This window comes from Aeromicrobium sp. Leaf291, assembly GCF_001423365.1.
Taxonomy (GTDB): Bacteria; Actinomycetota; Actinomycetes; order Propionibacteriales; family Nocardioidaceae; genus Aeromicrobium.
This window is the reverse complement of sequence record NZ_LMNM01000001.1, coordinates 805,322-828,105: the sequence shown is the minus strand read 5'-3', so window position 1 is coordinate 828,105 and position 22,784 is coordinate 805,322. Positions and strand designations below refer to the sequence as shown.

The window sequence follows — 22,784 nt, the reverse complement described above, 5'->3', positions numbered from 1 at the left end:
GCCCACCTCCGCAGCGAGAGGGGCGCGCCGTCGACGTCGACACCGGTGCGACGATGGCGTCATGGTCGAGCAGAGTCCCGCCCCGTCCCAGCAGGTTGGCCGCCCCGTCGCCGTCGTCACCGGCGCCAGCAGCGGCATCGGCGCCGCGAGCGCACGGCACCTCGCAGCTGCGGGCTACCGCGTCGTCTGCGCCGCGCGCCGCGCCGATCGCATCCAGGCCCTCGCCGCCGAGATCGACGGCATCGCCGTGCCCTGCGACGTGACCGATGCCGAGCAGGTGCGAGCGCTCGCCGAGGCCGCGGGTCCCGCGGTGAGCCTGCTCGTCAACAACGCCGGTGGCGCCCTGGGCCTGGACCCCGTGGAGCACGCCGACGCCGAGGACTGGCGGCGCATGTACGAGATCAACGTGATCGGCACCCTGCAGGTCACCCGGGCCCTGCTCCCCGCGCTCGAGGCCAGCGGCGCCGGCACCATCCTCAACGTCGGGTCCACCGCCGGGCGCATCGCCTACGAGGGCGGCGGCGGGTACACGGCGGCCAAGCACGGGGTCGCGGTGATGACCGAGACGCTCCGCCTCGAGCTCCTGGGCCGTCCCGTGCGCGTGTGCGAGGTCGCCCCCGGGATGGTGCGCACCGAGGAGTTCGCGCTCACGCGGTTCGACGGCGACGCCGAGCGGGCGGAGGCCGTGTACGCCGGTGTCGACGAGCCGCTCACGGCCGACGACGTGGCCGACGTGGTGGCGTGGATCGCCACCCGACCGCAGCACGTGAACGTCGACCTCGTGGTCGTCAAGCCGATCGCGCAGGCGTCGCAGCACAAGGTGCACCGGACCTCCTGAGAGCTGCGACCCCCGACACGCAGCGACCCCCGACACCTCGAGGTGTCGGGGGTCGCTGCGCATGCGGCGGGTGTCAGTGCACGACGACCGGAGGGCGGTCCTCGTCGGCGAGGAGCTTGGACTCCTCGCGCTTGCGCGGCATGAACGCGACCGGCACGAGCGCCACGACGATGAGCGCGAGCGCCACGAGGTAGGTGCTGTGGAACGCGTCGGCCATGTCCTGCAGGACGGTGGCCTGGAACCCGTCGCCGAGCCGTTGGGCGACCTCCAGGGCCTCCTGCGGCGGTGGGGTGCCGGTCCGCTCGGCCTCGCCGATCGCCTGGCCGGCCGTGACCGCGGCGGAGTCCTTGAACCCGTTGGTCAGCAGCACCGTCATGATGGCGACGCCGATGGAGCTGGCCACCTGCTGCACCACGTTGATGAGCGTGGAGCCGCGGGCCACGTCGTGCGCCTTGAGCGTCTTCAGCGCCGAGGTGAAGATCGGCATCATCGTGCCACCCATGCCGAGGCCCATGACGAACAACCAGCCCATGATGTGCCACAGCGGGGTGTTCGGATCCGTGCTCGTCGCGAGTCCCACGACACCGACGATGATGCCGACGAAGCCGAACGGCACGATCCGGCCGATCGGCATCCTGTCGACCAGGGTGCCGGCGATCGGCATGGTCAGCATGGCGCCCAGTCCCTGCGGCGCCACGAGGAGGCCGGCCTTGAGGACGCTCTCGCCACGAACCTGCTGGAAGTAGGTCGGCACCAGCAGCAGCGCACCGAAGAACGCACCGACGAACAGGAACATGGTGATCGTCGAGACCGCGAGGTTGCGGTCCTTGAACAGCCGCAGGTCGAGCAGCGGGTGCTTCGGCCGGAAGGCCCAGAAGACGAAACCGATGATCAACAGGGCGCCGACGATCGCAGGCACGAGCACCCGGGTCGACTCCACGGTGCCGGTCTCGGGGATCGAGGAGACACCGAACAGGAAGAGCGCGAGGCCCGGGGACATCAGCAGCATCCCGATGAAGTCGAACGACTCGCTCGGCTCGGCCTCGTCCTTCGGCAGGATGATCTGCGCGTAGACGAGCGCCGCGAGGCCGAGGGGCAGGTTGATCAGGAAGATCCAGTGCCACGAGGCGATCTCGATGAGCCAGCCGCCGAGGATCGGACCCATGATCGGGCCGAGGAGCATCGGGATGCCCAGGATGGCCATGAGGCGCCCCATGCGGTGCGGGCCGGCGGCCCGGGTCATGATCGTCATGCCCAGCGGCATCAGCATGCCGCCGCCGAGGCCCTGGAGGACGCGGAAGGCCACGAGCGACTCGATGCTCCAGGCCGTGGCGCACAGCACCGAGCCGATGGTGAACAGGCCGATCGCGGCCATGTAGAGGCGCTTGGTTCCGAAGCGGTCGGCCGCCCAGCCCGTGAGCGGGATGACCGCGGCGAGCGCCAGCGTGTAGCCGGTCACGGACCACGCGACGGTGGACAGCTCGGAGACGTCGAACGCCTCCTGGAACGTCGGCAGGGCCACGTTCACGACGGTGATGTCGAGGATCGACATGATGGCGCCGAGGACGACGACACCGGCGATCTTCAGGATGTCCGGGGTGATGCGGTCGTCGTCCGGGATGGAGGGTGCCGCACCGACGGCGGTCTGGTCAGACATGGTCTTCCTTCTCTGGCAGTCGCAAGGCGTCGCTCGCGAGGATCTGGCCGAGGACCCTGTGCAGGTCTTCGGCGTGCTGGGGGTCGAGCCGGTCCGCGACGACGCGCAGGGCCCGACGCTTGTGCTCCATCTGCTCGTCCACGAAGTCGAAGCCGTGCTTGGTGAGGCCCACGAGCTTCACCCGACGGTCCTCCGGACTCTCGTGGCGCTCGAGGGCGCCGAGCTTGACGAGCTGGTCGACGGTGCGACCTGAGGCAGCCACCGAGAGACCGATGGCGGTCGCGATCTCGTTGATCGCGAGGGGGCGGTCGGCGTGGGCGACGGTGAACATCGCTCGCGCCTGCGACATGGAGAGGTCGAGCTCGACGAGCTGGTCGAGGCCCTCGGAGTGCACACAGCTCATGAGTCTCTGGACGAACGCCTCCAGGCGCTCGTACACCGCTCCGCGTTCGATGGTCACCGGAAGATGCTAACGCACATGCAACCATTGTGACCACGCGATGATTGTGATCTGCATCTAGTTTCGACGCTGGTGCCGCCATGTGGCAGGAGCACGTCCACCGGCCGACTAGACTTCTGGGGGCCCTCCGGCCTCAGCCGGCCCCGGCTCCCCTGTCATCCAGCGCGAGGAACTCCCTGCATGTCCACCCGTCTCGATCTGCGCAACGTCGCGATCGTCGCCCACGTCGACCACGGCAAGACCACCCTCGTCGACGCCATGCTCCAGCAGCAGGGTGCCTACACCGACCACCAGGAGGTCACCGACCGGGTCATGGACTCCGGCGACCTCGAGCGCGAGAAGGGCATCACGATCCTCGCGAAGAACACCGCCGTCCGCTACGCGGGCCCCGGTGCTCCTGAGGGCGGCGTGACGATCAACATCATCGACACCCCCGGCCACGCCGACTTCGGTGGTGAGGTCGAGCGCGGCCTGTCCATGGTCGACGCCGTGGTCCTGCTCGTCGACGCGTCCGAGGGCCCACTGCCCCAGACGCGCTTCGTGCTGCGCAAGGCGCTCGCCGCGAAGATGCCGGTCATCCTCGTGGTCAACAAGGTCGACCGTCCCGACTCGCGCATCGCCGAGGTCGTCGACGAGACCTACGAGCTGTTCCTCGACCTGCTGCCCGAGGACGCCGGTGACGACGCCCTCGACTTCCCCGTCGTCTACGCGTCGGCCCGCGCCGGTCGTGCCTCGCTGAACAAGCCCGACGACGGCGGCCTGCCCGACAACGAGAACCTGGTCCCGCTGTTCCAGACGATCATGGACGCCGTGCCGGCCCCCGAGTACACCGAGGGCGCGCCGCTGCAGGCGCACGTCACGAACCTCGACTCCTCGCCCTTCCTCGGCCGCCTCGCGCTGGTCCGCGTCAAGGAGGGCACGCTCAAGAAGGGCCAGCAGGTCGCGTGGATGAAGCGCGACGGCTCGGTCGAGCGGGTCAAGGTCACCGAGCTGCTCATCACCGAGGCGCTCGAGCGCAAGCCCGGCGAGTCCGCCGGTCCGGGCGACATCGTCGCCATCGCCGGCATGGCGAGCATCAACATCGGCGAGACGCTGGCCGACCCGGAGAACCCGGTCGCCCTGCCGCTGATCCACGTCGACGAGCCGGCCATCTCCATGACGATCGGCACCAACCAGTCGCCGCTCGCCGGCCGCGAGAAGGGCACGAAGGTCACGGCCCGCCTCGTCAAGGACCGTCTCGACGCCGAGCTCATCGGCAACGTGTCGATCCGCGTGCTGCCCACCGACCGCCCCGACGCGTGGGAGGTGCAGGGTCGTGGCGAGCTGGCCCTCGCGATCCTCGTCGAGCAGATGCGGCGCGAGGGCTACGAGCTGACCGTCGGCAAGCCGCAGGTGGTCACCAAGGAGATCGACGGCAAGCTGCACGAGCCCGTCGAGCGCCTGACCATCGACGCGCCCGAGGAGTACCTCGGTACCATCACGCAGCTGCTGGCCGTCCGCAAGGGCCGCATGGAGCAGATGATCAACCACGGCACCGGCTGGGTCCGCATGGAGTTCCTGGTCCCCGCCCGCGGCCTGATCGGCTTCCGCACGGAGTTCCTCACCGACACCCGCGGCACCGGCATCGCGCACCACATCTCCGAGGGCTACGAGCCCTGGTTCGGCGAGATCTCGACCCGCCCGTCGGGCTCGCTCGTGGCCGACCGGGCCGGTGCGGTCACCTCGTTCGCGATGACCAACCTGCAGGAGCGCGGCGTGCTGTTCGTCGAGCCCGCCACCGAGGTCTACGAGGGCATGATCGTCGGCGAGAACTCCCGTGACGACGACATGGACGTCAACATCACCAAGGAGAAGAAGCAGACCAACATCCGCTCGGCGACGTCGGACAACTTCGAGAAGGTCATCCCGCCGAAGCGCCTGTCGCTCGAGCAGTGCCTGGAGTTCTGCCGTGAGGACGAGTGCGTGGAGGTCACCCCCACCCACGTGCGCATCCGCAAGGTGATCCTGAACGCCTCCGAGCGCGCCCGCGCCGCGAAGTCGCGCCGCTGACGCACCTCGCCCGTCGAACGGGGCACCTCCCACCCGGGAGGTGCCCCGTTCGCATGCCTCCCCGGCCGACGACGTGCTCCCGTCCCGGACACGTGCGGGGCGTTCGCGACCTGCTGAGTCACCCGGAAGTGTCCCAGACGGAGGGACGGGTCAGGCCTCCTGCAGGTACTCCAGCTGGGCGCGGACGCTGAGCTCGGCGGCGTCCCACAGGACGGGGTCGACGTCGGCGTAGACGTGCTCGACGACGGCGCGCGGGGTCGTGCGACCGGCCTCGACCGCGGCGCGCACCTGGTCCAGGCGTTCCTGCCGGTGGTCGACGTACTGGTCGAGCACCGCGGCGGCGTCGTCCACGACAGGTCCGTGGCCGGGCAGGAGGCGACCGGCGGTGCCCTCCTCGACCAGCTGGCGCAGCTTGGCGAGGGAGTCGAGGTAGGGCCCGAGGGCGCCGTCGGGGTGGGCCACCACGGTGGTGCCGCGCCCCAGGACCGTGTCACCGGTGAGCACCGACGGCTCGTCGAGCAGGCGCAGGCAGGCGGAGTCGCGGGTGTGGCCCGGCGTCAGCACCACCTCCAGGCGCAGGCCGTCGACATCGATCTCCTCGCCGTCGACGAGGGGCGGCGCGCCCGAGCAGAACCGCTCGGACACCGCACGCGCCGGCGCCCCGGTCCGCTCGCCGAACGTGGCGAAGGCATCGGTGTGGTCGCCGTGGTGGTGCGTGTACAGGACGAGGGCCACCTCGCCGGCGACCTCGAGCACGGCGTCGAGGTGGGCTGCGTCGTCGGGGCCGGGGTCGACGACGACCGACCGGGCGGCGCCGGGCTCCCGCAGGATCCACGTGTTGGTGCCCTCGAGCGTCATGATGCCCGGGTTGTCGGCCCGCACGACCGACGCACGCTCGGTCACCGTCACAGCGTCAGCCATGGGTCTCCTCCTCGATCGGGTTGTCGAGGAACCACTCCCCGTCGACGTTCACCAGCTTCGGCTCGATGGGCCGGATCTCGCGCGACGCGGCCTCGTCCACGACGCCGGCGGGGTCGACCCGCACCAGCTCGCGACAGGTGATCCAGGTCGGCGGCAGCATGGCCGCCTCCCCCGCCTTGACCTTCTCGAGGACCGACGCGATCGGGGCCCACACCGCGCGGTCGGCCTCACCGGGCAAGGTGCCCACGCTCTGCCCCCGCGGGACGGCCGCGACGAAGAACCGGGTGTCGTACCGACGTGGCTCGAAGGCCGGGGTGATCCAGTGCGCCCACGCGCCGAGCAGGTCCGAGCGGAGCACCAGACCTCGGCTGCCCAGGAAGTCGCCGAAGCTCAGCTCGCCGGCGTCGAGGTCGAGCCGGGCCTTCTGCAGCTCCGGGGAGGACGTGTCGGCCACGACCGACCCGGCGTCGGTGCCGGCGAACAGGATCCCGGACTCCTCGAAGGTCTCGCGCACCGCGGCCACCACCAGCGCCCGCGCCGTGTCGGGGTCGCACCCCAGCCGGTCGCCCCACTGGCTCGACGTCGGCCCCGCCCAGCCGACGACCTCGCGGTCGGACTCCTGGAGCCCACCGCCGGGGAAGACGTACATGCCCGGCGCGAAGGCCATCGACGCCTGGCGCCGCAGGAGGTAGGTCTCGGGACCACCTGCACTGGGCCTCAGCAACGCGATGGTCGCGGCGTCGCGCGTCGGCGCGGCCGTGCCGTCCCACGTCGCCACGCGGTCACGGAACGACGCCGGCATGGGCACCCGCACGGTCAGCCGACCTCGACCACGAGCTCGACCTCCACCGGTGCGTCGATCGGCAGCACCGGCACGCCCACCGCGCTGCGTGCGTGCACGCCGGCCTCGCCGAACACGTCGCCGAGCAGCTCGCTCGCGCCGTTGGCCACGACCGGCTGCCCCGTGAAGTCGGGCGTGCTGGACACGAACACCGTGACCTTCACGATCCGCACGACGTCGTCGAGCGAGCCGACGACGGACTTCACGGCGGCGAGCGCATTGAGGGCGCACTGGCGCGCGCAGTCCTGTGCCTCCTCGGCCGACACCTCGCCACCGACCTTGCCCTTGGCGACGAGCTCGCCGTCGACCAGCGGCAGCTGACCGGCGGTGAACACGTGCTGCCCGGACCGCACCGCCGGGACGTAGGCAGCGAGCGGCGGCACCACCTCGGGCAGCGTGAGCCCGAGGTCGGCGATCCGCCGCTCGATGCCGTCGCTCACGACTGGACCGGTCGCTTGAAGTAGGCCACCAGGTTCTCGGGGTTCATGCCCGGCACGATCTGCACGAGCTCCCACCCGTCCCGGCCGAAGTTGTCGAGGATCTGCTTGGTCGCGTGCACCAGCACCGGTGCCGTCAAGTACTCCCACTGCGTCATGCGCCCGACTCTAGCCGCGACCGGTCCGGGTGCGACGGCGCCGTTCTCGGGAGGGGGCGAGCGGCGGCCCTCACATCCTTCTCGTTTCCAGGACAGGAGACCCGGTCGCGTGGAAAGGTCACACCATGTCGATCTTCCCCACGACACGGATCGGCCGCGCCCTCGTGGTGTCGGCCGTCGTCGTCGGCGTGGCCAAGATCGTCCCGTTCCTGCTGCAGGTGTTCTCGCTGACCGGCGACGAGCTCACCGAGCTCCCGCCGCTCACGCCGGCCGGCACCGACACGACCTTCCTGCTGGCCAACCCGGTGGCGTGGTTCCTCGCGGTGGCCGCCGCGGTCTACCTGGTGCTGGCCCTGCGCGACGTGGTCGTGCACCTCGTCAGCCCGCCGCCGCCGCCGCCGTCACGGGCACGGGCACGGGCACGGGCACGGACGACCGCCGCGCGCTCGGGGACCAAGCGCACCACCGCCACGACCTCCACCCGGCGCCCACCGTCCGGACGGACGGCGACCACCCGCGCCGCCAAGCCGCAGCCGAAGCCCCGCGCCGCTGCGGCCACGCGGAGCGCCGCGAGGCCCGCACCCCGCACGACGACGAAGCGCGGCTCCACGACCACCGGTCGCACCGGCACCGCACGCCGGCCCGCCTCGCGCCGCTGAGATCCATTCGGCTCGCCGCCTCCGACGACGTCGGTAGGCTCGTCCCGTGACCGTCTGGACCCCGCTGCACGTCGTCACCGGCAAGGGTGGGACGGGCAAGACCACCGTGGCCGCCGCCCTCGCCACGGCCCTGGCCAGCCGTGGGCGGCGCGTGCTGCTGTGCGAGGTCGAGGGACGCCAGGGCATCGCCCAGCTCTTCGACGTGGCGCCCCTGCCGTACGAGGAGCGCAAGATCGCGTCCGGCCTCGACGGCGGCGAGGTCTACGCGCTCGCGATCGACCCCGAGGCCGCGCTGCTGGAGTACCTGCAGATGTTCTACCGGCTCGGCCGGGCCGGCAAGGCGCTCGACAAGTTCGGCATCATCGACTTCGCGACCACCATCGCCCCCGGCGTCCGCGACGTGCTGCTCACGGGCAAGGTCTACGAGACCGCCCGTCGGCAGGGCTCGGACCGCTACGACGCGATCGTCATGGACGCACCTCCCACCGGCCGCATCACCCGGTTCCTCAACGTGAACAGCGAGGTGGCCGGCCTGGCCAAGGTCGGGCCGATCAAGCGCCAGGCCGACTCGATCATGCAGCTCATGCGCGCCCGGTCGACGCACGTGCACCTCGTGACGGTGCTCGAGGAGATGCCGGTGCAGGAGACGATCGACGGCATCGCCGAGCTGCAGGGCGCCCGGCTGCCCGTGGGGCACGTGCTGCTCAACCTGGTGCGCCCCGAGCTGATCACCGCCCCCACGCGCGAGGCGCTCGCGTCGGGGAGCCTCGACGACGCAGCCGCCGGGGCGGCGCTGGAGTCGGCGGCCCTGCCCGGCGACGCCGCAGGACCGCTCCTCGCCCAGGGGCGGGCGCACGTCGAGCGGCAGCAGCTCCAGGAGGAGCAGCGCGAGGTCATCGGCGACTGCGGGCGTCCGCTCGTCGAGCTTCCGCTGCTCGGCGACGGCGTCGACCACGGCGCGCTCTTCGAGCTGGCCCGGATCCTCGACGACTCGATCGACCTGAAGGGCGGCACGGCATGAGCGGGCGCTCCTCCTCCACCGCCAAGGGCGGCGCAGCGAAGCGTCGCTCGCGTCAGCCGGCCCGCGGCCTACCCGGGTCGGCGGCGGGCCGCATCGACGTCGACGCGATGCTGGCGGACCGCACCGTCCAGATCATCGTGTGCTGCGGGTCCGGCGGCGTGGGCAAGACCACCACGTCGGCGGCGCTCGCGCTGCGCGCGGCCGAGCAGGGCAGGCGGGTGTGCGTGCTGACGATCGATCCCGCCCGGCGGCTCGCGCAGGCGATGGGGCTCACCGAGCTCGACAACACCCCGCGACCCGTCGCCGACGTGGACACGTCGGCCGGTGGCTCGCTCGACGCCATGATGCTCGACATGAAGCGGACCTTCGACGAGGTCGTCGAGGCGCACGCCACCGCCGAGAAGGCGCAGCAGATCCTGACCAACCCCTTCTACGTGGCGCTGTCGAGCTCGTTCGCGGGCACGCAGGAGTACATGGCCATGGAGAAGCTCGGCCAGCTGCACGCCGCAGCGAGCGACGACCCCGAGGTGCCCGACTGGGACCTGATCGTCGTCGACACGCCCCCGTCGCGGTCGGCGCTGGACTTCCTGGACGCCCCCGAGCGGCTGTCGAGCCTGCTCGACGGACGGTTCATCAAGCTGCTGCTCGCGCCCGCCAAGGGTCCGGCACGGCTGCTGAGCGCGGGCTTCGGCATCGTCACGAGCGCGTTGAACAAGGTGCTCGGCGCCCAGGTGCTCACGGACGTGCAGACGTTCGTGGCCGCCTTCGACACCCTGTTCGGCGGCTTCCGCCAGCGCGCCGAGGCCACCTACTCGCTCCTGCAGGCCGACGGCACGGCGTTCCTCGTCGTCGCCGCACCCGAGCCGGACGCGATGCGCGAGGCGGCCTACTTCGTGGAGCGGCTCGCCCAGGAGGACATGCCGCTGGCCGGGCTGGTCGTCAACCGGGTGCACGAGCGCGCGCCCGGCGGCCTGACCGCGGCCGACGCCGAGAGCGGGGCCGGTCGACTCCGCGAGTCCGGGACCGGCGCCTACGACGAGGCCGTGGCCGAGCTGCTCGACGTGCACGCCGACCGCGAGCGGGTCGCAGCGCGCGAGGAGAAGGTGCAGCGTCGGTTCACCGGCAGCCACCCGAGGGTGCCCACGGTGCCCGTGGCCGCGCTCCCCACCGACGTTCACGACCTCGACGGCCTGCGACGCATCGGCGAGCTCATCGCCGGGCGGTGACGCACCCGTCCGGGCCGAGGCTCGGACGCCGGACGGCTACGAGCTGACGGTACTGCTCAGACGGCCGTGCTCAGGCGGTCTGCTGCAGGATGCTGCGCCACGTGGCCACGTTCGGCCGACGACGCAGCAGCGCACGACGCTCGCGCTCGGTCATGCCGCCCCAGACGCCCCACTCGATCCGGTTGTCGAGCGCCTCCGCGAGGCACTCGGCCCGGACGGAGCAACCGCCGCAGACCTGCTTGGCGCGGTTCTGCTCAGCGCCCTTGACGAACAGTGCGTCGGACTTGCCACGGCACGCGGCCTGGCCGGCCCAGTTCTGGTTCCACCCCATGGTGATCAACCTCCCGAGAGTCGGCCCCGAGGCCGACAAGGTTTCTCTAACAAAGAGAACGCTAAGAGCGTTCAGGTTCGGGTGGCAGACCCCATCGTGCCCAACTATGAGTAGTCCTAAGGGACTATGGTCCTGTCGAATCCAGGACCTTCCGGGACCACGGCGCCCTCGACGTCGCGTCCCGCGATCCTCAGGAACGTTCCGTATCCTGGGCCACATGCCTTGGGACGACCTCACCGACAACGTCCGGCGGATCGCCCAGACGCCGCCCCCCACCTCGAGCCGCGCCTCGCTCGTGGGGACCATGATCGTGCTCGCCGTCGCGGCGGGCGTCCTCGTGGCCGCCGTGGTCATCCCGGGCACGGCGTTCGTGGCGGCCACCGCCAACGACGTCACGCGCGACGTGGTCGAGCTGCCACTGGAGCTCGACGACGTGCCCAACCCTCAGACCACCCGCCTCTACGCGTCCGACGGCACCCTCCTGGCGTACTTCTACGAGGAGAACCGCCAGGACGTCCCGCTCGACCAGATCGCGGGCACGATGCAGAACGCGATCATCTCCATCGAGGACAACCGGTTCTACGAGCACGGCGCCCTCGACCTCAAGGGCACGCTGCGCGCCCTGGTCAACAACGCGTCGGACGGCCAGACCCAGGGCGGATCGACGATCACCCAGCAGCTGGTCAAGCTGACGCTGGTGCAGCAGGCCACCACGAAGGAGCAGATCCGCGCGGCCACCGCCAAGTCCACGGCCCGCAAGGTGCGCGAGCTCAAGCTGGCGATCAACTACGAGGAGTCCCACACCAAGAAGGAGATCCTCGAGCGCTACCTGAACATCGCGTACTTCGGTGACAGCGCCTACGGCATCAACGCCGCCGCGTACCACTACTTCTCGGTCTCCCCCGACCAGCTGACGGTCAAGCAGGCCGCCACGCTCGCGGGCCTCGTGAAGAACCCCGAGGAGTTCAACCCGCGGGTCTACCCCGAGCGCGCCCTCCAGCGACGCAACACCGTGCTGCAGGTCCTCGCCACCCAGGGCAAGATCACCCAGTCCCAGGCAGACGAGCTGATCGCCTCGCCGCTCGACCTCAAGCTCACGCGCTTCCCGAACGGCTGCGTGGAGTCCGTCGCCGCGTTCTCCTGCGACTACATCCGCCAGTACCTGCTCGACGAGGAGGCGCTCGGCGCCACCGTCCAGGAGCGTCAGGCACGTCTCGAGCGCGGCGGGCTCACCATCAAGTCCAACATCGACGTGCGCATGCAGAAGGCCATCAACAAGGCCGTCAAGAACCGCGTCGGCGCGAAGGACAAGGCCATCGGCTCCCTCGCGCTCGTCGAGCCCGGCACCGGCAACGTGCGCGGCATCGCGCAGTCCAAGCCGATGGGCCGCGACAAGAAGGCCGGGCAGACCTACCTCAACTTCTCCGTGCCGGCCAAGTACGGCCAGTCCGGCGGCTTCCAGGCCGGCTCGACGTTCAAGTACTTCACCGCGATCGCGGCCCTGAAGGACGGCATCCCTCCGTCCAAGTCGTACCGGTCGCCCCAGACGATGAAGATCCCCACCGGGACCTACTACGACTGCGAGGGACGCGGCACCGGAACGTGGGACGTCAAGAACTCCACCGGCTCCGGCACCTTCAACATGGTCACGGGACTCCGGCGGTCGGTGAACACCTACTTCGCCCAGCTCGAGAAGGACGCCGGCCTCTGCAACACGGTCAAGGCGGCCGAGTCGATGGGCATCACGGTGCCGGAGACGAACCAGGTCCCGTCCTTCACCCTCGGTGTCACGTCGGTCAGCACCCTCGACATGGCCGCCGCCTACGCCGCGGCTGCGTCGGGTGGCGAGTACTGCGCCCCGCGCCCGGTCAACGAGGTCCTCGACGCCAACGGCGAGTCGCTCAAGAAGTACCCCGAGCAGTGCGAGCGGGTCATGAGCAAGGACGTCGCAGCCCAGGTCAACGACATCCTGCGAGGCCTCCAGCAGCCCGGCGGCTTCGGCTTCCAGAACGGCACCGGGCTCGGCATCGACTCCGCGGCCAAGACCGGCACCACGAACAGCAGCCAGGCCGTCTGGTACGTCGGCTACACGCCCGAGCTGGCCGCCGCGTCGATGATCGCGGGCGTCAACAGCAAGGACAACCCGGCGAGCCTCGTCGGCGTCACGCTCAAGGGCGCGCCCGTGAGCTTCTCCCAGGCCGGCGGCTCCTCGCTGTCTGGTCCGATGTGGAAGGACGCCATGGGGACGATCCAGGACTACCTGAGCCCCGAGCGCTTCGACCCGCCGCCGCGGCGCCAGGCCGCGCGGAGCACGGGCGGCAGCAACGACGACGACCGCGCCGACGCCCCGACGACCACGCGGCGCGACACCGAGCAGCAGCCCGCACCCCGCGGCAACGGGAACGGCAACGGGAACGGGAACGGCGACCGCGACTGACCAGCAGCGAGCAGGGGTTGCTCGTCGCGGGACCCGGCACGTGGGCGGTGACCCGCGCGGGCGGTAGGAGGGTCGCGCTCTCACGCGTCGGGAGGTAGGGCGCGCGCGGATACCGAGCCGGTGCCTGCGTGCCACCTGCGTCCGAACCGCCGGCGACGCGCGCCACCTACCTCCCGCCGTGCCGGCACCGCGCCGGCCCGGCGCCCTCCCTCAGGCGCCGAGCGCCTTCTTGACCTCGGCGGCCACCACGCCGCCGTCGGCGCGACCCTTGACCTGCGGCTGCAGCGCGCCCATGACCCGGCCCATGGCCTTCATGCCGTCGCCGGCCACGCCGAGCTGCTCGATGGTCGACGTGACGAGCGCGCGGACCTCGTCGGCCGACAGCTGCTCGGGCAGGTACTCGGCCAGGACGGCGGCCTCGTCGCGCTCCTTCTGGGCCAGCTCGGGACGGTTGCCCACCTCGAAGGCCTCGGCGGCCTCGCGACGCTTCTTGGCCTCGGACGTGAGCACGGTCAGCACGTCGTCGTCCGTCAGCTCGCGGGCCTCCTTGCCGGCCACCTCCGCGTTGGTCACGGCGGTGAGGACCATGCGCAGCGTGCTCGAGCGCAGGGCGTCGCGGGCCTTCATCGACGCGGTGAGATCGGAACGGAGGCGGTCCTTCAGGGCTGACATGACCACATCCTCTCACCGCGGGCGAGCGCCGTTCGGCCACGCACCTAGGCTGGGAGCATGAGGGCATCGGTGGCGGCTCGGCCCGTGGTGGTGGGAGCCGGTGTGATCGGTGCCGGCGCGGCCGCTCTGGGCTACGCCTGGTGGGAGGCGCGGTGGTTCGCGCTGAGGCTCGTGTCCGTGCCGGTGCTGCCGTCGGGCGCCCGCCCGCTCAAGGTCCTGCACCTGTCCGACGCGCACCTGACGCCGGCCCAGGGGCGCAAGGCCGACTGGCTGCGGTCCCTGGCCGACCTCGAGCCCGACCTGGTGGTCAGCACCGGCGACCACCTCGCCCACCACGACGCGGTCCCCCCGCTGCTGGAGGCCTACGGGGAGCTGCTGGAGCGCCCCGGCGTGTTCGTGTTCGGCTCCAACGACTACTTCGCCCCGGTGCCCAAGAACCCTCTCAAGTACCTGACCGGTGGCACCGGGACCCAGGTCGGGGGCACGTGGGAACGCGCCGCGACCCTCCCCTTCGAGGACCTGCGCGAGGGCCTGGCCGAGCACGGCTGGCTCGACCTGAACAACGCGACCGGGTCGCTCACCGTCGACGGGCGGCGCCTCACGTTCGCCGGGGTCGACGACCCGCACCTGGAGCTCGACGACCTCGCGGCCGTCCCGCCGGCCGCGTCCCTCGGGGCCGACGCCGACCTCGCGGTGGCCGTGGCGCACGCACCGTACCTGCGGGTGCTCGACCACGCCTCCCGCCAGGGGTACCCGCTCGTCCTGGCCGGGCACACCCATGGCGGCCAGCTGTGCGTGCCCTTCGTGGGCGCACTGGTGACCAACTGCGACCTCGACCGGGCCCGCGTGAAGGGCCTGAGCACGCACCAGGTCGCCGGCTCGTCGCCGTCGTGGCTGCACGTGTCGGGCGGGCTCGGCACCTCACCGTTCGCGCCGGTCCGCTTCGCCTGCCGACCCGAGGCCACCCTGCTCACCCTCACTGCGATAGACTCAGCGGGTTCGTCCTCCTAGCGAGGACAGCGCCGGGGTGTGGCGCAGCTTGGTAGCGCGCGTCGTTCGGGACGACGAGGCCGCAGGTTCAAATCCTGTCACCCCGACCCAGCTCCTTCGGGATCCGAAGCCCCTGGACCACCACGGTCCGGGGGCTTCGTCGTGCGTGCGCTCCCCGACCCGGACGACGTGCGCTGTGACACACTGACACCATGGTCGAGGAGGGCACGACGCAGGCCGACGGTGCCGGCAGCACCCAGCCGCGCGTGGTCAAGAAGATCGTCAAGAAGACGGTGGTGCGCCCCGGTGCCCCCGCGTCGAGCACGGCTCGACCCGTCCGGCCTGCAGCGCCCAAGGCCTCGGCCGTCTCGCGACTCAAGGGCAAGGACTCGCGCGCCACGGATCCGTCCGACGACGAGGCCGTCGAGCAGCCGGTGACGGCGCCGCAGCCCCAGCGCAGCGGTCCGCGCACCACCATCGACGTCGGGGCCGCCCTCGGGAGCGCACGCGGACGTGCGACCGACGCCCTGCACGGGACCGGCGACCTCGCGCGGCGGCTCGGCTTCGCGGTCCGCGACCGCAGCGAGGACGCCGTGTGGGCGGTGCGCGACTACCGGCTCCCCACCGTCCCACCGTTGCGCGCCTCCCTGGTCACCGGGCTGGTCGCCGGGCTGCTGATCACGGCCGGCGGCTGGGCGTGCCTCAACCTGTTCAGCGCGGTGCGCGGCACCTCGGCGGGCGGCGCCTTCTGGGGCGGCCTGGCCGTCCTGGTCGTGGTCGGCCTCGCCTACGAGATCGGCTCCCGGCTGCTCATCGCGTTCGGCGTGCAGCAGGCGCGCGCGGTCCTCGCGCTCTCCGTGATGCTGGTGGCCGTCCTCGTGATGCTGCTGTTCCTGGAGCCCGTCGACGGGCCCTGGGCGTGGTTGATCGTGCCGGGCCTCATGACCGCCACGGTTCCGCTGGTGCAGCGACTCCTGGTGTGGACCGCGAGCGACGTCCGCCCGGACGACGACGCCGTGCGTTGAGCCGCCACCCCGTACTCCAGGAGCACTCCGCATGACCGGTACCGATCGCAGCCCCGAGGTCCTGTGGCGCCCCGACCCCGACGCCGCACCGCGCATCGCCGACTTCGCCCGCACGGTCGGCATCGACCCGCACGACTACGACGCCCTGTGGCGCTGGTCCGTCGCGGAGCCCGACGCGTTCTGGCGGGCCGTGTGGCGGTTCTTCGACGTCCCCGGCGACGGGGAGCCCTCCCCTGCCCTGGCCGACGCCTCCATGCCGGGTGCGGTCTGGTTCCCGGACGTGCGGCTCAACTACGCCGAGGCGATGCTGCGGCTCCCCGGCCGGGCCGACGACGACGTGGTCGTCGTGGCGCGCTCGCAGTCGCGGGCCGACGTCCGGCTCACGGCGGCGCAGCTGCGTGACCAGGTGGCCCGTGCTCGCGCCGGGCTGCAGCGCGCCGGCGTGGTCCGTGGGGACCGGGTCGCCGCCTACGCCCCGAACGTGCCCGAGACGCTCGTGCTGCTGCTCGCGGCAGCCAGTCTGGGAGCGGTCTTCAGCTCCTGCGCCCCCGAGTTCGGGGTCCAGAGCGTCGTCGACCGCTGGAAGCAGACCGAGCCCACGGTCGTGCTGGCCGTCGACGGCTACCGCTACGGCGCGAAGCCGGTGGACCGGCGCGGCGAGGTCGCCGACATCGTCGACGCGCTCCCGAGCGTGGAGACCCTCGTGTGGCTGCCGTACCTGGAGCCCGGGGCGCCCGCGCCCGCGATCGACGGCACCGGCACGACGACGTGGGACGAGCTGCTGGGTGAGCCGGGCGAGCTCGCGTTCGAGCGGCTGCCGTTCGACGCACCGCTCTACGTCCTCTACTCCTCCGGCACGACCGGCCTGCCGAAGCCCATCGTCCACGGTCACGGTGGCATCACCCTCGAGCACCTCAAGTCGCTGGGCCTGCACCACGACTTCGGCGCCGACGACGTGTTCTTCTGGTTCTCCACCACTGGCTGGATGATGTGGAACCTGCTCGTCTCGGGCCTGCTGACCGGCTCGACGATCGTCCTGTGGGACGGCAACCCGGCCCACCCCGACCTCGGGCAGCTGTGGCGCGACGCCGACGAGCTGGGCGTCACGTACTTCGGCACGAGCGCGCCGTTCCTGCTGCAGTGCCGCAAGGAAGGGATCGTGCCGCGCGAGATCGGCGACATGTCGACTTTGCGCGGCGTCGGGTCCACCGGGGCACCGCTGCCGGCCGAGGGCTTCCGCTGGGTCTACGACGCGGTGGGCGAGCACGTGCACCTGCAGTCCGTCTCGGGCGGCACCGACGTGTGCGCCGCGTTCGTGGGCGCCTCCCCCACCGTTCCCGTGTACGCCGGCGAGATCTCGTGCCGCTGCCTGGGCGCGGCGGTCGAGTCCTTCGACGAGGACGGCGAGCCGGTCGTCGGGTCCCTCGGCGAGCTCGTCATCACCGGTCCGATGCCGTCCATGCCGGTGGGCTTCTGGGGCGACGACCACGGCTCGCGCTACCGGGCCGCCTACTTCGAGGACATCGAAGGGGTGTGGCGCCACGGCGACTGGATCACCATCACCGAGCGCGGCACCTGCACCATCACCGGCCGCAGCGACGCGACCCTCAACCGCGGCGGCGTGCGGCTCGGGACCGCCGAGTTCTACACCGTCGTCGAGAGCCTGCCCGAGGTGAACGACAGCCTGGTCGTGCACCTCGAGGACGACGAAGGGGGAGCCGGGACGCTCGTGCTGCTGGTGTCACTCGCCGACCCCGACGGCACCGACGTCGAGGCCCTGCGCACGAGCGTGGCCCGAGAGCTGCGCACCCGGCTGTCGCCGCGCCACGTCCCCGACGAGCTGCACGTGGTGAGGGCGCTGCCCCGCACGCTCTCGGGCAAGAAGCTCGAGGTGCCGGTCAAGAAGATCCTGCGTGGAGTCCCGGCCGACGAGGCCGCCACGCGAGGCGCCCTCGCCGACCCCTCGGCCCTCGACGAGGTCGCTGCGGTCGCCGCATCGCGATGAGCCCCGAGCGCAAGGTCGTCCTCATCGGCATGCCGATGGGTCTGCTCATGACCGGGGGCGGGGTGCTCATGGCCGCGACGGCGTCCGGAGGCGACGCGCCGATGGGCGCGACGGTCGGGCTCATGGGCGCGGCCTTCCTCATGGCCGTCGTCTACATCCTCCTCCCCCGCCGCCCGGTCACGCCGAGGGTCGTCGACGGGAGCATCGTCATCGACGGCAGTCCCTGGCCGTGGCGGTTCCTCTGCGTCCTCACGGTCGGCACCACGGCGGCGGCGGTGCTGGCCACCGTCGCGCTGGGGGACCCCAGCGTCCTCGGTGACTCGTCCGGGCGCCGCTCGCCCGTCGTCCTGCTCGGCCTGTGGCCCGTGGGGGCCTGGCTCTGGTTCGTCACCGTCCGCGGCCGGACCCGGCAGCGTGTGACGGTGCGCGGCGACGTCGTGACCCTGCACGAGGGCCGGCGCAGCACGCAGGTGCGCGCCACGCGGCGACGCGTCCGGGTGGGCAGCGGCGACACCGCCCGCTCGCAGTCGGTGGTCGTGCGCGCACCCGCCCGAGAAGGCGAGCTCGTGCTCGCGAGCCGGTCGTTCGGCACCACGCCCGAGCACCTCGTCGACGCCCTGAGGGCCGCGCTGCCGGAGTGAGCGGGCCAGGCGTGGCCCGCACCGACCAGGTGCGCCTGGTCACGACGGGCCATTCCTGCGCAAGACTTGCTCACGGCCGTCGCACCACTCCTACGCTGAGCGGGCCCGCGCTCCGCCGGGCGCCATCTCCGTGAACGGACCGGTCCCATGCGCAAGCTCCTCGTCCTGCTCGTCGCCGCCCTCGTGGGCGTCGGCTCCACCCTGACGCTCGTGGCGCCCGCCCAGGCCGCGACGGGCGTCACCATCCGCACCATCGCGGACCCCAGCGCCGCGCCGGGCAAGACAGCGACCATCAAGCCGAGGTACTCCACCTCGGGCAAGGTCAAGGTGACCTACGCCCGCCTCACGGTGCGCCAGGGCAAGAAGGTCGTCGCCCGTGACAAGGCGTCCGTCGCCCTCAAGATCGCCGCGGACCCGAAGGTCTACTCGGTCACGACCGTCGTGAAGTACAAGGTCAAGAAGAAGGGCAAGTACGGCAAGACGATCACCAAGAGCAAGCGCCAGGACCTGTTCGCCTTCGCCTGCGCGACCGCCACGGCGCTCAAGACCATCACGTACAGCGACGCGCCCGGCGCCGGTACCACCTCGAGCGCCGTCGGGAAGGCGATCGGCAACCCGCAGGCCGGTGACGGCATCGCGCTCGGTGAGCTGTACGAGGGCGGCGACGAGGCCACCAAGACCGAGGTCGAGGGTCTCTACGGCAAGGGCTGGACGTCCACGGACGTCCTCGTGACGCTCGGCTACGCGCGTTGCGGCACGACGCCGACCGCGTTCGCGATCGAGTACCTGATGGCCGGCGAGACCGAGCCCCGCGCGTACCAGCTCGCGGCCGAGTAGCCCCGGCGCGAAGGCCCCGCACCGCTCGACGGCGGGGCCTTCGTGCGTGCGCCGGGTCAGCCGGGCGGTCTGGAGTAGCGCAGCAGCACCGGCGCCACACCGCTGCCGTCGAGGAAGAAGTCGGCGGTGGTGCTGCCGTCGCGTTGCCAGCCGCGGCGCTCGTAGACAGCCTGCGCGTCGCGGTTGTGCTGCATGACGACGAGCCGCATCGGGACACCGTCGGCGTCGGCCCACGCCTCGGCGACGTCGAGGAGGGCGCGTCCCGCGCCCGCGCCGCGCGCGTCGACCGCGACGAAGAAGCGGGTCAGCTCCCAGGCGTCGTCTGCACGCACGAGAGCGACCTGCCCGACGACCCGTCCGTCGAGCTGCGCCACCCACGCGACGTCGGTGCCGTCGAGCAGCCACTCGGCTGTCACCCGCGAGGCGCGGACGGGGTACGCATCGCGCTGGTGCACTCCCGCGAGCGCAGCGACCAGCGCGTCGGCGTCGGCGGGCCGGCGGGACCGGACCAGGAGATCGCTCACACCCACGTCAGCCGAGGAGGAGCTCGGCGATCTGCACCGTGTTGAGGGCCGCGCCCTTGCGCAGGTTGTCGCCGCTGACGAACAGCACGAGTCCCTTGCCCTCCGGCGCCGACTGGTCGGCACGGATGCGCCCGACCAGGCTCGGGTCGGCGCCCGCGGCCTGCAGCGGCGTGGGCACCTCGACCAGCTGCACCCCGGGCGCGCTGCCCAGGATCTCGGTGGCCCGCTCGGGGGTGAGGTCGCCCTCGAACTCGGCGTGGATGCTCAACGAGTGCCCCGTGAACACGGGCACGCGCACGCAGGTGCCGGCGACCCGGAGGTCGGGCAGGCCGAGGATCTTGCGCGACTCGTTGCGCAGCTTCTGCTCCTCGTCGGTCTCGTTGCTGCCGTCGTCCACCACGCTGCCGGCCATGGGCAGCACGTTGAACGCGATGGGCGCCACGTAGACGTCGGGGTCGGGGAACGCGACGGCGCTGCCGTCGTAGGCCAGCTCGTCGGCCTTCTCGACCACGGCGCGCGCCTGCCCGTGCAGCTCGCGCACGCCGGCGATGCCCGACCCCGAGACCGCCTGGTACGACGCGACGACCAGGCGCACCAGCCCGGCCTCCTCGTGCAGCGGCTTGAGGACCGGCATGGCGGCCATGGTGGTGCAGTTCGGGTTGGCGATGATGCCGCGGCCACCCGGACCGTCGCCGGCGGGGATGGCCTCGGGGTTCACCTCGCTGACCACGAGCGGGATGCTCGGGTCCTTGCGGAACGCCGAGCTGTTGTCGACCACGGTCACGCCCGCGTCGGCGAAGCGCTGCGCGTGGGCCCGCGAGGTGGTGGCACCGGCGGAGAAGAGGGCGATGTCGAGACCCGATGGATCGGCCGTCTCGGCGTCCTCCACCGTGATCTCGCGGCCGGCGAACGGCAGCACCGTGCCGGCCGACCGGGCCGAGGCGAAGAAGCGGACCTCGTCGGCGGGGAAGCTCCGCTCCTCGAGGATCTGGCGCATCGCGACGCCCACCTGACCGGTGGCGCCCACGATGCCGATGCTGGCGCGACGGCTCATCGTCCGGTCCCTCCGTAGACCACGGCCTGGACCTCGTCGGTGCCCAGGTCGAACGCCGAGTGGGCGGCGCGGACCGCCTCCTCGACCTGGCTCTCGGCCACCACGACCGAGATGCGGATCTCCGACGTCGAGATCATCGCGATGTTGATCCCGGCGTCGGCCAGGGCCTGGAAGAACGTGGCCGTGATGCCGGGGGCCGAGCGCATGCCGGCGCCGACGATGGAGACCTTGCCGACGCTGTCGTCGTACTGGAGGCGCTCGAAGCCGACCTCGTCCTTGAGCCGCGCCAGGGCGGTCATGGCGGTCTGGCCGTCGGCCCGCGGCAGGGTGAACGAGATGTCGGTGAGCGCCGTGGCGGCGGCCGACACGTTCTGCACGATCATGTCGATGTTGATCTGGGCGTCGCCGAGCGCGCGCAGGATCGCCGCGGCGTAGCCGACCTTGTCGGGCACACCGACGACGGTGATCTTGGCCTCGGAGCGGTCGTGGGCCACTCCGCTGATGATCGCTTGCTCCATGGTGGGGTCCTTCGTGACGTCGTCGGCCTTGATGACCCACGTGCCGGGCTTGTCGGAGAACGACGACCGGACGTGGATGGGCATGTCGTTGCGGCGCGCGTACTCGACGCAGCGCAGGTGCAGGATCTTGGCGCCGTTCGCGGCCATCTCGAGCGTCTCCTCGTAGGAGATCTGCGGGATCTGGCGGGCGTCGGGGACGATCCGGGGGTCGGCGGTGAAGATGCCGTCGACGTCGGAGTAGATCTCGCAGACGTCGGCCCTGAGGGCCGCGGCCAGGGCCACGGCGGTCGTGTCGGACCCGCCACGGCCGAGCGTCGTGATGTCCTTCGTGGTCTGCGAGACGCCCTGGAAGCCCGCGACGATGGCGATGGCGCCCTCGGCGATCGCCTTCTCGATGCGACCGGGCGTGACGTCGATGATCTTGGCCTTGCCGTGCTCGGCGTCGGTGATCACGCCGGCCTGGGAGCCGGTGAACGAGCGGGCCTCCTGGCCGAGGTTGCCGATGGCCATGGCCAGCACGGCCATCGAGATCCGCTCGCCGGCGGTGAGCAGCATGTCGAGCTCACGGGCGGGCGGCAGCGGGGAGACCTCGTTGGCGAGGTCGATCAGCTCGTCGGTCGTGTCGCCCATGGCCGAGACGACCACGACGACGTCGTGACCGGCCTTCTTGGTGGCGACGATGCGCTGGGCGACCCTCTTGACGCTCGTGGCGTCGGCGACGGAGGAGCCACCGTACTTCTGGACGACAATGCCCACGACGATGTCCTTGAGGTGCGGGGGTGGGGTGGACCGTGCCAGGGCGACGCTGACCGGGCAACGTCGTCCATGCTACCGGCCTGCGACAGGCCGCCTCCACCGTCGTTCCTGCCGTGGGACCGCGAGATCGCGCCGAGGGCGTCGGCGCGATCTGCTGCGGGTGGGTCGTGCCTTGCGGCTGCGGTGTTTCGGGTGGGTCTTCGCCTGCTGCTACGTCGCTGTGGCTGCGAGTCGACCTGCGCTCCGAAAGGGCCTCGACCGGCGGGCGGGTACGGGCTCGGGCGAGCTCTCGGAGCGCGGCTCGGGGGACGCAAGATTCTGCGTTCGTATCGTTCGGATCGCTGTGCGCGAAGGCAGAATCCTGCGTCCGCCCGGGCCCTTCGTGCGTCGGGTGGGCAGAGATTCTCCCTTCGCGCGGGACGGTCCACGAGAAGGGAGAATCCCTGCCCTCCAGGTCCCCAGTTCGTCGCCACAATTCTCCCTTCGCGAGGCACGGTCCACACAAAGGAAGAATCATGCGTGGATCCCGCGCAGATGAAGAATCGTGGCCGCGCCCCGCAGACCCACCCGAGGCGAGACCCACCGCTCCGGTCGAGGCCCTTTCGGAGCGCAGGTCCACTCGCGGCCGCAGCGACGCACCACCACACGAAGCCTCACCCGCAGCGACGCAGCAGCCAGGACGGTCCCGCCGAGGCAGCGCAGCAACACGTGAGCACCCCCCGCGAGA

Annotated in this window: 22 protein-coding genes and 1 tRNA gene; 12 read left to right on the top strand and 11 right to left on the bottom strand. The window is 71.6% G+C overall.

The window, feature by feature from the left end; genetic code table 11:
- Positions 1-61: 61 nt before the first annotated feature.
- Positions 62-838 carry an SDR family NAD(P)-dependent oxidoreductase gene (locus ASF35_RS04145; protein WP_055963209.1) on the top strand — a complete coding sequence of 259 codons (777 nt, stop codon included), beginning with the start codon at positions 62-64 and terminating at the stop codon, positions 836-838.
- A gap of 73 nt (positions 839-911) precedes the next feature.
- Here the strand turns inward: ASF35_RS04145 and ASF35_RS04140 are convergent, their stop codons facing one another.
- Together ASF35_RS04140 and ASF35_RS04135 are read right to left on the bottom strand one after the other, a co-directional pair.
- On the bottom strand, positions 912-2,495 hold the full coding sequence (locus ASF35_RS04140) for a DHA2 family efflux MFS transporter permease subunit (RefSeq protein ID WP_055963204.1): 1,584 nt from the start codon (positions 2,493-2,495) through the stop codon (positions 912-914).
- Complete coding sequence (locus tag ASF35_RS04135) at positions 2,488-2,955, bottom strand: MarR family winged helix-turn-helix transcriptional regulator (protein ID WP_055963201.1); 468 nt, start codon at positions 2,953-2,955, stop codon at positions 2,488-2,490. The genes ASF35_RS04140 and ASF35_RS04135 overlap by 8 nt, the downstream gene beginning before the upstream one ends.
- A gap of 180 nt (positions 2,956-3,135) precedes the next feature.
- Here ASF35_RS04135 and typA point away from each other — a divergent pair, with 180 nt between their 5' ends.
- Positions 3,136-5,004 carry a translational GTPase TypA gene (typA, locus tag ASF35_RS04130; protein ID WP_055963196.1) on the top strand — a complete coding sequence of 623 codons (1,869 nt, stop codon included), beginning with the start codon at positions 3,136-3,138 and terminating at the stop codon, positions 5,002-5,004.
- Positions 5,005-5,154: 150 nt separating this feature from the next.
- On the opposite strand, the gene ASF35_RS04125 is transcribed toward typA, so the two are convergent.
- Genes ASF35_RS04125 through ASF35_RS17965 form a run of 4 tightly spaced genes read right to left on the bottom strand, consistent with a single transcriptional unit; the run spans position 5,155 to position 7,361 of the window.
- Positions 5,155-5,925 (bottom strand): MBL fold metallo-hydrolase, encoded by a 771-nt coding sequence (locus ASF35_RS04125; RefSeq protein ID WP_055963195.1) that lies wholly within the window; start codon positions 5,923-5,925, stop codon positions 5,155-5,157.
- Complete coding sequence (locus tag ASF35_RS04120; RefSeq protein WP_156364876.1) at positions 5,918-6,703, bottom strand: NUDIX hydrolase; 786 nt, start codon at positions 6,701-6,703, stop codon at positions 5,918-5,920. The genes ASF35_RS04125 and ASF35_RS04120 overlap by 8 nt, the downstream gene beginning before the upstream one ends.
- 38 nt (positions 6,704-6,741) lie before the next feature.
- The gene (locus ASF35_RS04115) at positions 6,742-7,206 is read right to left on the bottom strand and encodes a RidA family protein (RefSeq protein ID WP_055963192.1); all 465 of its coding nucleotides are present in this window, start codon (positions 7,204-7,206) and stop codon (positions 6,742-6,744) included.
- Entirely contained in the window at positions 7,203-7,361 is a 159-nt protein-coding gene (locus ASF35_RS17965; RefSeq protein ID WP_144433633.1) for a DUF4177 domain-containing protein, read from the bottom strand. The genes ASF35_RS04115 and ASF35_RS17965 overlap by 4 nt, the downstream gene beginning before the upstream one ends.
- 125 nt (positions 7,362-7,486) lie before the next feature.
- On the opposite strand from ASF35_RS17965, the gene ASF35_RS04110 reads away from it, so the two are divergent.
- The 3 genes from ASF35_RS04110 to ASF35_RS04100 are packed head-to-tail and all read left to right on the top strand — an operon-like array spanning position 7,487 to position 10,267.
- Complete coding sequence (locus ASF35_RS04110) at positions 7,487-8,020, top strand: hypothetical protein (RefSeq protein WP_055963189.1); 534 nt, start codon at positions 7,487-7,489, stop codon at positions 8,018-8,020.
- A 46-nt stretch (positions 8,021-8,066) separates the two neighbouring features.
- Positions 8,067-9,041: an ArsA-related P-loop ATPase gene (locus tag ASF35_RS04105; protein WP_055963188.1), complete on the top strand. Its 975-nt coding sequence runs from the start codon at positions 8,067-8,069 to the stop codon at positions 9,039-9,041.
- Positions 9,038-10,267 (top strand): ArsA family ATPase, encoded by a 1,230-nt coding sequence (locus ASF35_RS04100; RefSeq protein WP_082480344.1) that lies wholly within the window; start codon positions 9,038-9,040, stop codon positions 10,265-10,267. The genes ASF35_RS04105 and ASF35_RS04100 overlap by 4 nt, the downstream gene beginning before the upstream one ends.
- A 70-nt stretch (positions 10,268-10,337) precedes the next feature.
- Here ASF35_RS04100 and ASF35_RS04095 read toward each other — a convergent pair whose 3' ends face one another.
- Complete coding sequence (locus ASF35_RS04095) at positions 10,338-10,598, bottom strand: WhiB family transcriptional regulator (protein ID WP_055963184.1); 261 nt, start codon at positions 10,596-10,598, stop codon at positions 10,338-10,340.
- 217 nt (positions 10,599-10,815) lie between these two features.
- On the opposite strand from ASF35_RS04095, the gene ASF35_RS04090 reads away from it, so the two are divergent.
- Positions 10,816-13,035, top strand: coding sequence for a transglycosylase domain-containing protein (locus ASF35_RS04090; RefSeq protein WP_055963181.1), 2,220 nt, complete (start codon positions 10,816-10,818; stop codon positions 13,033-13,035).
- A gap of 210 nt (positions 13,036-13,245) precedes the next feature.
- Here the strand turns inward: ASF35_RS04090 and ASF35_RS04085 are convergent, their stop codons facing one another.
- A complete protein-coding gene (locus ASF35_RS04085; protein ID WP_055963178.1) occupies positions 13,246-13,707 on the bottom strand; it encodes a GatB/YqeY domain-containing protein in 462 nt (153 codons plus the stop codon).
- Between the two features lie 57 nt (positions 13,708-13,764).
- Between ASF35_RS04085 and ASF35_RS04080 the strand changes: the two genes are divergently transcribed.
- The 6 genes from ASF35_RS04080 to ASF35_RS04055 all read left to right on the top strand — a co-directional run bounded on the left by ASF35_RS04080 (position 13,765) and on the right by ASF35_RS04055 (position 19,205).
- Positions 13,765-14,718 (top strand): metallophosphoesterase, encoded by a 954-nt coding sequence (locus tag ASF35_RS04080; RefSeq protein ID WP_055963175.1) that lies wholly within the window; start codon positions 13,765-13,767, stop codon positions 14,716-14,718.
- A gap of 12 nt (positions 14,719-14,730) precedes the next feature.
- Positions 14,731-14,804, top strand: a tRNA-Pro gene (locus ASF35_RS04075).
- A gap of 105 nt (positions 14,805-14,909) precedes the next feature.
- Positions 14,910-15,722: a hypothetical protein gene (locus tag ASF35_RS04070; RefSeq protein WP_055963172.1), complete on the top strand. Its 813-nt coding sequence runs from the start codon at positions 14,910-14,912 to the stop codon at positions 15,720-15,722.
- 31 nt (positions 15,723-15,753) lie between these two features.
- The gene (locus ASF35_RS04065; protein ID WP_055963169.1) at positions 15,754-17,727 is read left to right on the top strand and encodes an acetoacetate--CoA ligase; all 1,974 of its coding nucleotides are present in this window, start codon (positions 15,754-15,756) and stop codon (positions 17,725-17,727) included.
- Positions 17,724-18,368, top strand: a complete 645-nt coding sequence (locus tag ASF35_RS04060) for a hypothetical protein (protein WP_055963166.1) — start codon at positions 17,724-17,726, stop codon at positions 18,366-18,368. The genes ASF35_RS04065 and ASF35_RS04060 overlap by 4 nt, the downstream gene beginning before the upstream one ends.
- Before the next feature lie 147 nt (positions 18,369-18,515).
- Complete coding sequence (locus tag ASF35_RS04055; protein ID WP_055963163.1) at positions 18,516-19,205, top strand: hypothetical protein; 690 nt, start codon at positions 18,516-18,518, stop codon at positions 19,203-19,205.
- Between the two features lie 56 nt (positions 19,206-19,261).
- On the opposite strand, the gene ASF35_RS04050 is transcribed toward ASF35_RS04055, so the two are convergent.
- From ASF35_RS04050 to ASF35_RS04040, 3 genes are read right to left on the bottom strand one after another with little or no spacing between them, the layout of a single operon-like run.
- Complete coding sequence (locus ASF35_RS04050; protein ID WP_055963159.1) at positions 19,262-19,729, bottom strand: GNAT family N-acetyltransferase; 468 nt, start codon at positions 19,727-19,729, stop codon at positions 19,262-19,264.
- A gap of 7 nt (positions 19,730-19,736) precedes the next feature.
- On the bottom strand, positions 19,737-20,783 hold the full coding sequence (locus tag ASF35_RS04045; protein WP_055963156.1) for an aspartate-semialdehyde dehydrogenase: 1,047 nt from the start codon (positions 20,781-20,783) through the stop codon (positions 19,737-19,739).
- Positions 20,780-22,057, bottom strand: a complete 1,278-nt coding sequence (locus tag ASF35_RS04040; protein WP_055963153.1) for an aspartate kinase — start codon at positions 22,055-22,057, stop codon at positions 20,780-20,782. The genes ASF35_RS04045 and ASF35_RS04040 overlap by 4 nt, the downstream gene beginning before the upstream one ends.
- Positions 22,058-22,784: the final 727 nt, after the last annotated feature.

Bases quoted from the DNA above. Each gene is read 5' to 3' on its own strand.
- ASF35_RS04145 (WP_055963209.1), top strand. From the start codon at position 62: ATGGTCGAGCAGAGTCCCGCCCCGTCCCAGCAGGTTGGCCGCCCCGTC.
- ASF35_RS04140 (WP_055963204.1), bottom strand. From the start codon at position 2,495: ATGTCTGACCAGACCGCCGTCGGTGCGGCACCCTCCATCCCGGACGAC.
- typA (WP_055963196.1), top strand. From the start codon at position 3,136: ATGTCCACCCGTCTCGATCTGCGCAACGTCGCGATCGTCGCCCACGTC.
- ASF35_RS04125 (WP_055963195.1), bottom strand. From the start codon at position 5,925: ATGGCTGACGCTGTGACGGTGACCGAGCGTGCGTCGGTCGTGCGGGCC.
- ASF35_RS17965 (WP_144433633.1), bottom strand. From the start codon at position 7,361: ATGACGCAGTGGGAGTACTTGACGGCACCGGTGCTGGTGCACGCGACC.
- ASF35_RS04110 (WP_055963189.1), top strand. From the start codon at position 7,487: ATGTCGATCTTCCCCACGACACGGATCGGCCGCGCCCTCGTGGTGTCG.
- ASF35_RS04100 (WP_082480344.1), top strand. From the start codon at position 9,038: ATGAGCGGGCGCTCCTCCTCCACCGCCAAGGGCGGCGCAGCGAAGCGT.
- ASF35_RS04095 (WP_055963184.1), bottom strand. From the start codon at position 10,598: ATGGGGTGGAACCAGAACTGGGCCGGCCAGGCCGCGTGCCGTGGCAAG.
- ASF35_RS04090 (WP_055963181.1), top strand. From the start codon at position 10,816: ATGCCTTGGGACGACCTCACCGACAACGTCCGGCGGATCGCCCAGACG.
- ASF35_RS04085 (WP_055963178.1), bottom strand. From the start codon at position 13,707: ATGTCAGCCCTGAAGGACCGCCTCCGTTCCGATCTCACCGCGTCGATG.
- ASF35_RS04080 (WP_055963175.1), top strand. From the start codon at position 13,765: ATGAGGGCATCGGTGGCGGCTCGGCCCGTGGTGGTGGGAGCCGGTGTG.
- ASF35_RS04070 (WP_055963172.1), top strand. From the start codon at position 14,910: ATGGTCGAGGAGGGCACGACGCAGGCCGACGGTGCCGGCAGCACCCAG.
- ASF35_RS04065 (WP_055963169.1), top strand. From the start codon at position 15,754: ATGACCGGTACCGATCGCAGCCCCGAGGTCCTGTGGCGCCCCGACCCC.
- ASF35_RS04060 (WP_055963166.1), top strand. From the start codon at position 17,724: ATGAGCCCCGAGCGCAAGGTCGTCCTCATCGGCATGCCGATGGGTCTG.
- ASF35_RS04055 (WP_055963163.1), top strand. From the start codon at position 18,516: ATGCGCAAGCTCCTCGTCCTGCTCGTCGCCGCCCTCGTGGGCGTCGGC.
- ASF35_RS04045 (WP_055963156.1), bottom strand. From the start codon at position 20,783: ATGAGCCGTCGCGCCAGCATCGGCATCGTGGGCGCCACCGGTCAGGTG.